This is a genomic window from Pseudoalteromonas sp. SG44-17, from assembly GCF_014164235.1.
In the GTDB taxonomy this organism is placed as follows: Bacteria; Pseudomonadota; Gammaproteobacteria; order Enterobacterales; family Alteromonadaceae; genus Pseudoalteromonas; species Pseudoalteromonas rhizosphaerae.
The window spans coordinates 65,785-79,207 of record NZ_JACJEV010000013.1 but is presented as its reverse complement, the minus strand read 5'-3'; the positions used below and the strand labels follow the sequence as shown (position 1 = coordinate 79,207).

The window sequence follows — 13,423 nt, the reverse complement described above, 5'->3', positions numbered from 1 at the left end:
AGGAACACACTATGAGCATAGAAAAAATATTATCATCGGCACCGGTAGTGCCAGTGGTGGTAATTGATAATTTAGAAGATGCAGCGCCACTAGCAAGAGCGCTATATAACGGCGGTCTAAAAGCACTTGAAATTACACTGCGTACACCGATTGCTGCAGAAGCTGTAAAGCTAATGAAAGCCGAAGTACCAGAAGCCTATGTTGGCACCGGGACTGTGGTAGATAAAGCAAGCTTTGATGCATCAGTTGCCGCAGGTGCTGATTTTATGGTGAGCCCAGGCGTAAATGATGAACTTTTAGCACTGGCAAAAGGCACTGATATTCCATTTCTACCGGGCGCCGCAACGCCAAGTGAAGTGATGAAATTAGCCAGTCACGGATTTAAGTTTTTAAAGTTTTTTCCAGCAGAAGCTGCAGGTGGAACAGCAATGCTTAAATCGATTGGTGGGCCATTACCACAAGTAACATTTTGTCCAACCGGTGGCATTAGCCTAGCAACAGCACCAAGTTACTTAGCACTTAGCAATGTTATTTGTGTTGGTGGTACCTGGATGCTAGATAAACAACTAATTGAAAATAAAGACTGGCAAGCCATTGAAGCGCTTGCTCGCCAAGCAAGTGAAGTTAAATAATTTAAGTGGAGTTTTGAAATGATTAATGTAGCAATTAATGGCTATGGCCGTATCGGTCGCAATGTTCTACGCGCGCTTTATGAGTCTGCACAAAATAATGAAATTAAAATTGTCGCAATTAACGACTTAGCACCCGCTAATGTTAATGCACATTTAACACAATATGATTCAGTGCATGGGCAATTTTCTCATAAAGTAACGCTTGCTGATAACACCATGCTGATTGGCGACGACGTTATTACTCTTACCCAAGAACGCGATCCAGCTAACCTACCATGGAAAGCATTAAACGTTGATATCGTTTTAGAATGTACGGGTTTTTTCACTAAGCGTGAAGATGCTGCAAAACATATTACAGCGGGCGCGAAAAAAGTAATCGTTTCAGCCCCTGGTACTGATTTAGATGCAACTGTTGTTCACGGTGTAAACAGTGATGTGATCACTGCAGATAGCAACATTATTTCTAATGCTTCATGTACAACTAACTGTTTAGCACCAATTGCCAAAGCAATTAACGATACAGTCGGTATTGAGCAAGGTAGCATGACGACAATCCATGCTTACACTAATGACCAAAACTTGTCAGACGTTTATCATCCTGATCTGTATCGAGCGCGAAGTGCAACGCAGTCAATGATCCCAACTAAAACTGGTGCTGCTAAAGCGGTTGGTTTAGTGTTACCTGAGCTTGCTGGTAAACTTGATGGTATGTCAGTTCGTGTACCTACAATCAACGTATCATTGGTTGATTTTACGTTTATTACAAAGCGTGAAACAACTGCTACAGAAATCAATGAAATCATGAAAGCAGCATCTGTTGGTTCTATGAAAGATATTTTACAATACAACGAGCTACCGCTTGTTTCTATTGACTTTAACCATAACCCAGCGTCGTCAATCTTTGATTCTACGCAAACGAAAGCTGATGGCAAACTAGTTAAAGTGATGGCTTGGTACGATAACGAATGGGGTTTCTCAAACCGCATGTTAGACCAAGTTAAAGCGTTAGGTCAGTACTTGTAATAAGTACCACGTAAAAATTTAGCTTTATCCAACCAAGCCGCGACTATCGCGGCTTTTTTGTGTCTAGCGCTGGGCTGTAGATATGGTATTCTGCGAGCTGTTTTAATACCAATCGACTTAAATATTTAACCATTCTAGCGAGCTAAATAAAGCGCTAACTGCGTTATGATTTTCATGTAGAACAACTACATGTCAAAATTTACGCCTTGTTATCACTGTATTTATCTGTCGCTATAAATGGTCAGTAACTTAACACGATTGGTATAAAAGGAATTACTAATGAAAAATACTCTAAAAACTCACCTGTTCCGTACTAACCACCTACAAATAGGTGAAGGTAATATTAGCGGTTATATCGGCTGCTTTTTAGCGATGCTGTCTTGTTTAGGCGTGCTCGCCTTTCATTTTCCAGAATATTTAACCACACCGGAACTGAGAAAGAGCTACAGTGTAGAATTTTTACGTCAACTGATGTTTGGTGCGCTTATCGTGGCCGGTAGTTTGGGATTACTTAACTTTGTACGTAACAAAAATAAACGTTTAGGTGCAACTGCGTGGTTTTTTATTGTGCTGGCCATTGCGTTTGGCGGCCCTAATGTTGAGGTGAATGATTTTGCTGATAACACACCCTATATAGGCCTAGACTGGTTTATATTAGATTTATTGGGTTCAACCTTAATATTTATTCTCATTGAAAAGCTGTTACCGCACCGCAAAGAACAAAAGATATTACGCAGTGAATGGCGCGGTGATCTAAACCACTTTTTTGTTAACCATTTGATTATTGGGTTTGTGTTATTAGTGACTAATCACTTTGTGCACTATGGTTTTGGTTGGGCAGTGTCAAGCACTGTGCAGGGCTACATCAGTCAATTACCTTTTATATTGCAAGTGCTGTTAATTATTTTAGTCGCTGATTTGATGCAGTACTTTGTACACCGCGCTTATCATGAAGTGCCTTATTTATGGCGTTTTCATGGTATTCATCACAGTGCAAAAGAAATGGACTGGCTTGCAGGCTCTCGCCAGCACATTTTAGAGATTTTAGTGACGCGCAGTTTAGTACTTACGCCTATTTTCGTGCTGGGTTTTTCGCAACAAGTGATCAGCTTATATGTGATAATCGTGGGTTTTCAGGCGGTATTTAACCATGCCAATGTACGGGTGAAATTTGGTTGGTTGAAATATTTATTGGTTACGCCACAGTTTCATCATTGGCATCACTCTTCAGATAAAGCGGCCATTGACCGTAATTATGCTGCGCACTTTTCATTGTTAGATTATGTTTTTGGCACAGCCGTAAAAGGCCAACAAGAATGGCCAGAAGCTTATGGCGTAGTCGGGGACTATGTACCAACTGGGATGTTAAAACAGCAGCTGTTTCCGTTTAAAAAGCAAAAATAGTCGCGATATGGGAATCCTTTCAATTTAGTGTTTTCGATAGTAGTCATATTTTATCGAGTATTGGTATGGACAGATAATAACCAAAAAATATATTGCTAAAAAAGGTACTAGTAGTAATAATTGATAACTGAAGGAATATGTATTACTAGCGACTTTTTTGAAACTAATTAAACACAAGGATTCTATTTTGCAATTTAAATCATTTTTAGTGAGCTTATCTATTTTAGCCGCAAGTGGATGCGGTGGCTCTTCTGGAGACAGTCAAGACACAAAGCCACCTGCTATTTCAGAGCAAACGTTTACGCTCAAAATAACAGCCAATGGTGTTGCCGCAGGACTTGAAGTGTCATGGATGGATAACAAAGCGAAGCTTACTGCAGACAAGGTTATTGAACTGAGCGCAACGTCAAAAACATTTGTACAACCAACCTTATTAGCTATACCAGAAAGTATCACGTGCGACACACAGCTGAGCAATACAACAACGTTGAATTATAGCCTTGCTGTTAAATGTGTATCTTCTCAGGCGAGTTTTGCACAAACAACCCCTTATTCATACCCTGTAACTATTCGTTATGGCGAGCAAAGTATTCAGTTAAAAGACTCTCCAGTCTCGGTTCCACCACTTACAATGATTGAGCCTGAAATTACAGCGCTTGGCGGGCCACAGATTTGTGAAGTTGATGACTCCTCTAATCTTAAGTTTAAAGTAGCTTGCCGTCCTTATACTGTGGTGTATGAAAAACGTAAATTGTATTTGGTGTTTAGTGAACAAGAAAAGCAATTATTGTTTGATAACCCCGACAAAGAGCGGTTAATTGAATCTGAATATTTATGGTTTGATGAGCAAGTTTGGTTTATTACTGAAGGCGCCTCTACGCAATACAAATTACACTCTGCTTCTTTTGATAATGGCCAATTAGGTAATTATAAAATCCATGATATTAACGCTTCAAGTCTAGCTATTTCAGGCGGTAAACTATTTGCGTTAACGTCTTTTCCTGATGGTGTTTATAGTTGGCAAAGTGGTAAATGGAAAGCAGTATCTAACCTAATCAACGATGGGGTTTTGAAAAGTGAATTTATTGCAAATAATCAAGACCTTTATCTAGCGCTTGAAGATAATAATGAGGTTTCATCAAAATCGTATATACAGATCATAAATGCTCAGATCCGAGGGAGAACTGTATTGAGTAAGCAGATCAGTACATTTAGTCATACACCATTTTTTGAATATGATGACATCACATTTGGTCTAGGTTTTGGTACTGATGAGCAATTGCTTATAAATGTAATGGACGTTATACCAAGTGCGCGCGATGACGCTGTGTTTTCATTGAATAATGTACGCAATGCTACTATTTGGCAAAATGGTAATAACCAGTTCTTATTTACAAACCAAGACAGTGGCATTGAACAGTTTAAATTTACACGAGAACAAGTAGAGACAAGTACTGCATTCGATTTAACCGCGCTAAGACAAATAACTCCTGATTGGATTGGCGGCGACTTAGATACTTTACTAGCGGGTGATTTTGTTGAGACAGCATCGATAAAATATGCCGTGCTTAAATATTTACGTAAGGCTGGTACAGAGCAGTCAGAATTGCAGTTGCAATCACGGTTAAATACCACTCAACCGATCAGAGTTTATAATGAAACATGGCGCACAATTGCGAGTTATGCACGAAGTAATACTAAAAAAATAACTCCTATTGTGAGTGAACAAGGCTATTTATTGATTTATGTAGGTGATGCGTCATCTAATCAATCTACGGGGCAACTGTGGGCCCTATCAGCGGATAAAGAGTATTTGATCAAAGCTGATGTGTCATGGGAAAGTTATTCAATGAAAGACTTTCATTTTGAGACTATTTCTGAAAAACACCTTGTGGTGTATAGCGAATTTGCCAACGAAGTCATTACAATAACGCTTGATTAACGCTATTTTATTAACCAACTGAGCTTTGGGTGAATTAGTTTGACCAAAGCTCAGTAAAGTTACTGATATTATAAAAGCATACCAGACACGAAAGCCATATAAGTAGACCAAGGCTTATTTATATTCAGTTTTATTTTATAGCTATGTAGCAAAGCAAGGCGGTAAAGCACGACTCAGAGGTAGAGTCGCGCATAAAAGTTATAGTTTTTCTATTAGTGCTTTAAGAGTTGGTCGTTGGCTCATATCTGCATTCATACATTGTTGAGCAAGTTTTCTTAGCTGTGTTGCATCGCTCGTAACTTCAGAACACACGCTCAGTAAATCATCAATTAAGCAGCCAATCGCTCTGACTTCAATACGCTGCATTTGTTGGCGCTGATAGTCGGTCAGAGAGTCTAAGTTAGTTGCTGCGCCAAAGTCACCAAACAATACTGTGTATTCATCGTTTATCATGGTGTTGTGCGCATATACATCGCCATGACTTACGTTGTTGATATGTAAGTGGGCAAGGGTGCTGACCATTTGCTTAGCTATGTGTTTAATGGCGTGAGCAGTAAACTGTGTATGCTCAAAAAAGGTATCGCGGGTGCAAGTATCAAGTGACGGCGGTAAGCCGAGGTTTTGATAGTCCTTGCTGATAAGCTCCATAACCAGACCAAGTTGCTCTGGGCTATCGATATAGGCGAGAACGTTTATTAGGTTTTTATGTTCGCCCGCTTGCAAGCAACAGTTTACTTCATCAAGTGGATAGCCATCACTGGTGATCGCGCCTTTAAACAGTTTTAACGCCACATTATTGTGCTGCCACTGTGCTAAGTGAATAATCCCAGACGCACCTTCACCAATTTTTTCAACAAGTGAAAACTCGTTTAGTTGTATGGCTGCTAATTGAACTTGTTGTAAACTTTGTGCTTTATTAAAGTCATTGCCTGCAAAAGCCAGCCAACTGAGTTTTGGTAATTCAAACAGCCAGTCATTAACATCAGTTAAGTTATTCGCAGATAAACGCACGAGTTCAAGCGCTTGGCACTGCTGCATGCTGTGTGGCAAAGTCGTTAGTCGATTACCAGCAAGGGCAAGTTTACGCAGTTGCGTAAGTTCACCAAAAGAGTCTGGCAATTGTTCAATATGGTTGTCAGTTAAAATTAACCATTGTGTCGAAAGCGGCAAACTATGCTCGGCAAATTCACTGATTTTATTGCCTTTAAATGCAATCATAATAAGGGAAGGGCATTTTGCCAATACAGCAGGAACATGCTGGAACTGATTGAATGATAAAAACACCCGCTTTAATTTAGTTAAACTAGCAAATTCGTCGGGCAAATCAGATAAGTTATTATTTGATAAATCGAGTACTTCGAGGGTATCTGCAAGGGTAAAAATTTCGTCTGGGAATGTGGTTAGCTCTTCAACTAGCTGTAAACGTTTAGTGCCAGCTAATTTACCACTACGAAGCTGTTCAACGGTATTCAAAATACAAATCCATTTATTTAGGGGTTTAACAATAAGAAAATAAAAAGGCCAATCAAGTTGGCCTTAGTCATAATTTTAGTCAATAAAATTAAAATTGTGCGTTGTGATACACGTTTTGTACGTCGTCACAATCTTCAAGCATCGCTAAAAAGCGTTCCATTACTTCTACGTCTTCGCCTGCAATTGGTGCTTCAACTTGCGGCACAAAAGAGATCAAATCTTCATCAAACTCAGTAACGCCCATTTCTTCAAGTGCGGTACGGGTGTTGTTGTACTCAGTATGCGGAGCAAAAACAGTGACTTTGCCGGCTTCAACTTCTACGTCAGTAACATCAACGTCAGCCATCATTAGTGCTTCAAGCACGGCTTCGTCATCATCGCCATCAAATACAAAAATAGCCAAATGATCAAATAGGTGAGATACCGAGTTTTGTGCACCAATTTTAGCGTTTGCTTTAGTAAAACATACACGTACATCAGCAAAGGTACGTTTGTTGTTGTCAGTTAAGCAATCAACAATGATCATGCAGTTACCAGGGCCATAGCCTTCGTAACGAGTTGCTGAGTAGTCTTCACCGCCGCCGCCTTTGGCTTTATCAATTGCGCGGTCAATTACGTGTGCTGGTACTTGATCTTTTTTAGCGCGTTCAATTAAACGACGTAGCGATAGGTTGCCATCGGGATCAATACCACCATTTTTTGCGCAAATATAAATTTCTTTACCGTACTTTGAGTAAACTTTAGTTTTAGCACCCGCAGTCTTAGCCATTGAATCTTTTTTGTTTTGGTAAGCTCTTCCCATCTGCGTTTCGCCTTAAATATGTTTTTAAAAGTATAAATTTTGTAGTGCCGTATTCTATACCCAACTCGCTTGGAAATACAGAATTCAGTGGGAATTAAAGTTGCTTTGAGTGAGCAAGCAGCACAAAAAATATAACCCGCAGTTGCGGGTTATATTTTCAATCGAAATGTATCGGGTTATTACCAAATACGTACGCGTTGATCTTCTGGTAAATACAAGGCATCACCCGGTTGTACATTGAATGCTTTGTACCATGCATCGTGGTTACGTGGTGCTTGTGCTCTAAAGCGACCGGGTGCATGTGTGCCACCACGAAGCTGGTTTAACATGCTTTGCTCAGTGCGTTTTTCTTTCCATACTTGTGCCCAGGCTAGGAAGAACCGTTGATCGCCCGTAAGGCCGTCAATAATAGGCGCTTCTTTACCGTTTAGGCTGAGTTTGTAAGCGTGATAAGCCATTGCTAACCCACCCACGTCACCGATGTTTTCACCTAAGCTATTACGACCATTAACGAAGTTACCAGGGATTGGCTCGTATTGACTGTATTGTGCAGCAAGTTGGTCGGCTTTGGCATCAAATGCAGCACGATCGGCATCTGTCCACCAGTTACGTTGTACGCCGTTAGCATCTGATTTAGAGCCTTGATCGTCAAAACCATGGCCCATTTCATGACCAATCACGGCACCAATGCCACCATAGTTTACTGCCGGATCGGCATTAGGATCGAAAAATGGTGGTTGTAGAATTGCTGCAGGGAATACAATTTCGTTAAACGAACTGTTGTAGTAAGCGTTAACACGTTGTGGTGTCATGCCCCAGCGGTTACGGTCGGTTTTTTGCAATTCTTTTGCAGCGCTTTCAGCTCGGAAAAACTCGCGGGTATTTTTGATGTTGCCCATCAAATCATTGCTACTTATGCTTAAACCATCAAATGATTGCCATACATCGGGATAGCCAATTTTAGGCACAAACGCAGCGAGTTTAGCGCGGGCATTTACTTTCGTTTCTGCGCCCATCCAGTCTAGGTTGTCAATACGTTCGCCCAGAGCCGTTCGCAGGTTTTCTACCAATGCTGACATTTGTTGTTTTGATGATTCAGGGAAGTAGCGTGCTACATACACTTTACCAATGGCAAAACCTAATGAATCAGTGCTCGACATTTGGCTGATAGCGCGTTTCCAGCGTGGGCGTGGCTCTTGCTGGCCATTTAGCTCTTTTCCGTAAAATGCGAAGTTAGTATTGAATACATCTTCAGACAGTAGCTCTGCATTAGAGCTTAGTGCGTGATAGGTTAAGTAATCTTTCCATACAGTAACATCTTCTTGATTGATCAATGCAATCATTGCTTTGATCGGCTCTGGTTGCGATACATTTAACTGTGGTACTTGGTATCCTGTTTGTTCAAAATACAGATCCCAATTAAAATCAGGGTAGCTAGAGCTCAGCTCGCTGCGTTCGATTTGATTTAGGGTAAGGTCGCGGTTACGACGTTTTTCTCGTGGCCAGTGGCCTTGTGCTATTTTGGTTTCAAGGGCTAAAATTGCCTCAGCACGTTCAGTTGTATTGTCAACACCTGCAAATTTAAGCATGTCGGCGATATGGGCTACATAAGCAGTACGAGTTTTAACAAAACGTTCAGAATCTTCAAGGTAGTAAGAACGATCTGGTAAACCTAAGCCGCCAGCGCCTAATGACATTTCATATTTATTTGGGTCTAAGCGGTTAAACCACATGCCACCACCGATAGGCGAGTTAACGCCCGTTAACCACGATTGGCCAAATAATTTGGTTAGATCATCGGTTGATGAAACGTTACTAATTTCCGTTAGTAGTGGTTTAATTGGCGACACACCAAGCTTATTAAGGGTATCTGTATCCATATACGCGTTATAGAAATCGGCAACTAACTTTTCTTCAGTATTTAAATCTTTACGGGCTGCGATCTCTTCAATAATTGCCTTAACACGCTCTTCGCTACGTTCTGCCAATCCTGCAAATGCACCGTAGCGAGTTTTATCGGCAGGCATAACGTAGTTGTCATACCATGTGCCACTGGCGTACATGAAAAAGTCATCACCTGGTTTTATGGCTTCATTGCGGGCTGTTAAATCTACCCCAAAGCTACCTAATTCAGCTTTTGCTGTCTGGGTTTCGGTACTAGGCTGTTGCGCTTGTGTTGTTTTGGGCTCTGAACAGCCGGTCAGAAATGTGGCAGCAAGTGTTGCTGCAATAAGTGTTTTTTTCATTGGACTTCCCCTGAATGTAATTTAATTATTTTTATTGCACGTTTTCTAACTCAGATTGTTATTGATAACCTAAAAACAGACAAATTTTTGAGGTGAATTACTTCTCAGTTAGGTGAAACAACAAACTACGCGGCATACAGTGTGTATCCCGCGCCGAAGATGAGTCTCCATGTTTATGCTGTTTTTTGTTGAAGTTCCCACATGCGCGCATATTCACCATTGAATTTAAGTAACTCATCATGTTTGCCTTGCTCGATCAACTGGCCCTCTTTGAGCACAATAATCGTATCTGCATCTGTTATTGTTGATAATCGATGAGCAATAACTAAACTGGTATGATTAGAGGCTAGTGCAGACATGGCTTTTAATATTGCTTGCTCGGAATGAGAGTCTAGCGCTGATGTTGCTTCGTCAAAAATGATAATAGGGGAGCGTTTTAAAATGGCTCGGGCTATGGCAATGCGTTGTTTTTCACCGCCTGAAACTTTTAAACCTCGTTCACCAACGAGGGTTTGATCACCTTTATCTAAACTATCAATAAAGCTGCGTAAATGCGCCATATTAATAGCATTATCAATGTCTTGTGCTGTAGCATCTGGACGGCCATAAGCAATGTTGTCGCGAATGCTGGTATTAAATAACACAGTATCTTGTGGCACAATGGCAATCGCTTGTCGCAAGCTGTTGAGTGTGACGCTAGTAAGTTGTTGACCATCAATATGTATTTCACCGCTGTCAATATCATAAAAGCGATACAGTAAACGGGCTAGGGTGCTTTTTCCTGCACCGCTGGCGCCCACCACCGCGACTTTGCTGCCTGCTTTAATAGAAAAACTAAGCTGCTTAATGATAGGTCTTGATGGATGGTAGCCAAAGTTAACGTTTTTAAATTCTATATCAGCGTGTTGTATATTGAGCTGTTGTGCATTTGCTTTATCTGAAATGAGTGGTTTACGGGTTAATAGTCCGAGCATATTTTCAAGGTCGGTTAAGGCGCGGCGAATTTCTCGATAAACAAAGCCTAAAAAATTGAGCGGTAAAAATAATTGGATCATATAGGCGTTGATCATTACCAACTCACCAATAGAGAGTGTGCCTTTAACCACTTCAATACTAGCAAGCCACATTAAAGCGGTGATCGCTGCTGCTATGATCAAGGCTTGACCTGAATTAAGGGCAAGCAACGATAAGCGGTTTTTAAGCCGGGCTTGCTCCCAACTAGCTAAAAAGCCATCATATGTTTGTGCTTCATGCTTTTCATTATTAAAATATTTAACGGTTTCATAATTAAGTAAGCTGTCAATAGCACGGCTGTTACTATTATTGTCGGCTTGGTTTGCTTCGCGAATAAAGCGGTTGCGCCACTGTGTTACAACAACCGTGAAGGTAATATATAAAGCCACTGCAAGCAGGGTAACTACGGCAAACCACGGCGAAAATAAAGTTGCAAAAATAATCGCAACTACGGCTATTTCAAATAAAGTTGGCACAATATTGAACATTAAAAAGCGCATTAAGAAGCTTAAGCCACTGGTGCCACGCTCTATATCACGGCTAATGCCGCCAGTTTGCCTATCAAGATGAAACGACAACTCAAGGCTGTGTAGGTGATTAAATACTTTTAGGCCAATATGGCGCATAGCATGTTCAGTTACACGACCAAACAACGCATCACGTACTTCACCAAAAAACACACTCGCAAAACGTAGTCCGCCATACAGTAACAGTAAAGCTATGGGTACGATGACTATATTTTGTAAACTTGGATCAACACTGTCGATTATTTCTTTCAGCGCCCATGGCATCAATAAAGTGGCACCCTTTGCGGCGATCAATGCCAGTGTTGCAAGTGTTACACGGCCTTTAAAAGCAACTAAGTAAGGCCACAAGGTGACAATGCTTTGCTTTAAATTCATCGCATCATGATGTTTTATTGCTTCTTGTTTACCCATTCCGCGCATATTTTCTCTAACTCTATTAAGTCTGCATTAAACTTTTTCTAGTAGCCTAGGGTATAAACTTTAACAGTTTGTATCTAGGGCTATACTACTAACAGCACATAGTACAGTTTAGGCAGCTTAAGACAATGTTTTAGAGTGGTTAATTAAACTCAGTTTTTAACAAAGAAGGGAAAGCAGATGAAAACTATCGGATACGCAGCACATCAAGCTAATACGCCATTAGAGCCATTTCATTTTGAAAGACGCGATTTGCGCGATGAAGATGTTGCGATTGAAATCTTATATTGCGGGGTGTGCCATTCAGATCTTCATACCGTAAATAATGATTGGGGTGGCACCAGTTACCCAATTTTACCAGGACATGAGATTGTAGGTCGTGTCACTGAGGTTGGCAGCAAAGTGACTAAATACAAAGTTGGCGATAATGTAGCAGTTGGTTGTATGGTTGATAGCTGCCTTGAGTGTGACCAATGCCACAAAGGCGAAGAGCAATTTTGTCGCGAAGGCATGGTCGGAACTTATTCAGGAAAAGATCGTATCACTGGTGAATCAACCAAAGGTGGTTACGCTAAACACATTGTAGTGCGCGAAGAGTTTGTTTTAAACGTTCCAGAATCACTTGATCTTGCTAAGTGTGCGCCAATTTTATGCGCGGGTATTACCACTTATTCGCCGCTACGTACTTTTAATGTCGGGCCTGGTAGCCGAGTTGGCGTTATTGGCTTAGGTGGGTTAGGCCATATGGCAATTAAAATCGCTGCGGCAATGGGTGCCCATGTGACAGCTATTAGTCGATCAGATGATAAAAAACAGCAAGCGTTGGAATATGGCGCTGAAGGTTTACTGGTATCTAAAGACGAACAAGCCATGAAAGCATACGCTAATCAGTTTGATGTGATCATTAATACTATTCCAGTTAAGCATGACTTTACCCCTTATATGCCCCTATTAGATATTGATGGTACTCAAGTATTAGTCGGACAAGTGGGTGAGATGGCTGAATCAAACTCGGTGCCATTATTATTGGGGCGTCGCCGCGTGGCTGGCTCTTTGATTGGTGGTATTGCACAAACTCAAGAAATTCTTAATTTCTGTGCGCTGCATAATATTTTACCGGAAGTAGAGATGATCAATATGGCAGACATTAATCAGGCTTTTGAACGCTTAAAAGAAGGTGACTTGTCTCATCGTTATGTCATTGACATGTCCTCACTTGAAGTCGCTTAATTATCGACTGTGATTTTTGGCCGTAAGTAGTTTTACTTGCGGTTTTTTTTGTTCAATTGCAAATTAGCTATTGAAATAGGGCAATTACTCCCCATTTATAATACCAGCTTACTATTTAGATAATAAAATGATCCGTTTTCGCTTAGTCCTTACTGTATTACTGCTGTTTACTGCACTTTTTAGTGTGCAGGCTAATGCTGTGAGCAACGCTGAGGCTAATGTGAGCCAGCCTACCGCTTTTTTTCAGTCGGCGATGTTATCTGATTTGAGTGCTTTAGAGGTGAAGGTATTTGATACTTCAGTATCAGATATCACCCCTTTTACCAAGAAGGTACCAATTGCGGCGGCTGATCAACAAACAGAAGGCGCGGGGTTTGAGTCTTTACAGCCACGCTTTTCAGCGAGTAATTCATCGCTATTTCTGTATCAAAGCCAAGTTGAGCCAAGTTATGTGGCAATATTTGAGTTTTTTGTACCTAGCCTTGCGCGCCAACTTTACTTACAACCCCTTGAACCGCCAATAACATTACCTTGGTTTGTAGCCTACGAAGGTAAAAAATCACGGATTAGTGGTTGGAAAGACGCCAACTTACAATACCGTGCAGTACTTACTTACTACAGTTAACTCTTCCTACTAATTTTTTCGATGTTTTAGTCATTCAACTAAAGCAAATAAATTACTGCGCCTATGAGGCGAGAAACCGATGCTTGCA

Annotated in this window: 10 protein-coding genes; 6 read left to right on the top strand and 4 right to left on the bottom strand. The window is 40.8% G+C overall.

Annotated features, from left to right (window positions below):
• Positions 1 to 11 precede the first annotated feature (11 nt).
• The 4 genes from eda (at position 12) to H5182_RS11325 (ending at position 5,001) form a co-directional block, all read left to right on the top strand.
• Positions 12 to 632 carry a bifunctional 4-hydroxy-2-oxoglutarate aldolase/2-dehydro-3-deoxy-phosphogluconate aldolase gene (eda, locus tag H5182_RS11340; protein ID WP_145233470.1) on the top strand — a complete coding sequence of 207 codons (621 nt, stop codon included), beginning with the start codon at positions 12 to 14 and terminating at the stop codon, positions 630 to 632.
• An 18-nt stretch (positions 633 to 650) separates the two neighbouring features.
• Positions 651 to 1,655, top strand: a complete 1,005-nt coding sequence (gap, locus tag H5182_RS11335) for a type I glyceraldehyde-3-phosphate dehydrogenase (RefSeq protein ID WP_145233472.1) — start codon at positions 651 to 653, stop codon at positions 1,653 to 1,655.
• Positions 1,656 to 1,934: 279 nt separating this feature from the next.
• On the top strand, positions 1,935 to 3,059 hold the full coding sequence (locus H5182_RS11330) for a sterol desaturase family protein (protein ID WP_182760035.1): 1,125 nt from the start codon (positions 1,935 to 1,937) through the stop codon (positions 3,057 to 3,059).
• 187 nt (positions 3,060 to 3,246) lie between these two features.
• Positions 3,247 to 5,001, top strand: coding sequence for a hypothetical protein (locus H5182_RS11325; RefSeq protein WP_182760034.1), 1,755 nt, complete (start codon positions 3,247 to 3,249; stop codon positions 4,999 to 5,001).
• 198 nt (positions 5,002 to 5,199) lie between these two features.
• Here the strand turns inward: H5182_RS11325 and H5182_RS11320 are convergent, their stop codons facing one another.
• The 4 genes from H5182_RS11320 to H5182_RS11305 all read right to left on the bottom strand — a co-directional run bounded on the left by H5182_RS11320 (position 5,200) and on the right by H5182_RS11305 (position 11,438).
• Positions 5,200 to 6,474 (bottom strand): leucine-rich repeat-containing protein kinase family protein, encoded by a 1,275-nt coding sequence (locus H5182_RS11320; RefSeq protein ID WP_182760033.1) that lies wholly within the window; start codon positions 6,472 to 6,474, stop codon positions 5,200 to 5,202.
• An 88-nt stretch (positions 6,475 to 6,562) separates the two neighbouring features.
• Positions 6,563 to 7,276, bottom strand: a complete 714-nt coding sequence (locus H5182_RS11315) for a YebC/PmpR family DNA-binding transcriptional regulator (RefSeq protein WP_145233481.1) — start codon at positions 7,274 to 7,276, stop codon at positions 6,563 to 6,565.
• 179 nt (positions 7,277 to 7,455) lie between these two features.
• Complete coding sequence (locus H5182_RS11310) at positions 7,456 to 9,522, bottom strand: M13 family metallopeptidase (RefSeq protein WP_182757657.1); 2,067 nt, start codon at positions 9,520 to 9,522, stop codon at positions 7,456 to 7,458.
• 173 nt (positions 9,523 to 9,695) lie between these two features.
• The gene (locus tag H5182_RS11305) at positions 9,696 to 11,438 is read right to left on the bottom strand and encodes an ABC transporter ATP-binding protein/permease (protein WP_145234073.1); all 1,743 of its coding nucleotides are present in this window, start codon (positions 11,436 to 11,438) and stop codon (positions 9,696 to 9,698) included.
• A gap of 222 nt (positions 11,439 to 11,660) precedes the next feature.
• On the opposite strand from H5182_RS11305, the gene H5182_RS11300 reads away from it, so the two are divergent.
• Positions 11,661 to 12,710: an NAD(P)-dependent alcohol dehydrogenase gene (locus tag H5182_RS11300; protein WP_145233486.1), complete on the top strand. Its 1,050-nt coding sequence runs from the start codon at positions 11,661 to 11,663 to the stop codon at positions 12,708 to 12,710.
• A gap of 127 nt (positions 12,711 to 12,837) precedes the next feature.
• Positions 12,838 to 13,335: a hypothetical protein gene (locus H5182_RS11295; RefSeq protein ID WP_182735214.1), complete on the top strand. Its 498-nt coding sequence runs from the start codon at positions 12,838 to 12,840 to the stop codon at positions 13,333 to 13,335.
• Positions 13,336 to 13,423: the final 88 nt, after the last annotated feature.

Bases quoted from the DNA above. Each gene is read 5' to 3' on its own strand.
- eda (WP_145233470.1), top strand. From the start codon at position 12: ATGAGCATAGAAAAAATATTATCATCGGCACCGGTAGTGCCAGTGGTG.
- gap (WP_145233472.1), top strand. From the start codon at position 651: ATGATTAATGTAGCAATTAATGGCTATGGCCGTATCGGTCGCAATGTT.
- H5182_RS11330 (WP_182760035.1), top strand. From the start codon at position 1,935: ATGAAAAATACTCTAAAAACTCACCTGTTCCGTACTAACCACCTACAA.
- H5182_RS11315 (WP_145233481.1), bottom strand. From the start codon at position 7,276: ATGGGAAGAGCTTACCAAAACAAAAAAGATTCAATGGCTAAGACTGCG.
- H5182_RS11310 (WP_182757657.1), bottom strand. From the start codon at position 9,522: ATGAAAAAAACACTTATTGCAGCAACACTTGCTGCCACATTTCTGACC.
- H5182_RS11305 (WP_145234073.1), bottom strand. From the start codon at position 11,438: ATGAATTTAAAGCAAAGCATTGTCACCTTGTGGCCTTACTTAGTTGCT.
- H5182_RS11300 (WP_145233486.1), top strand. From the start codon at position 11,661: ATGAAAACTATCGGATACGCAGCACATCAAGCTAATACGCCATTAGAG.
- H5182_RS11295 (WP_182735214.1), top strand. From the start codon at position 12,838: ATGATCCGTTTTCGCTTAGTCCTTACTGTATTACTGCTGTTTACTGCA.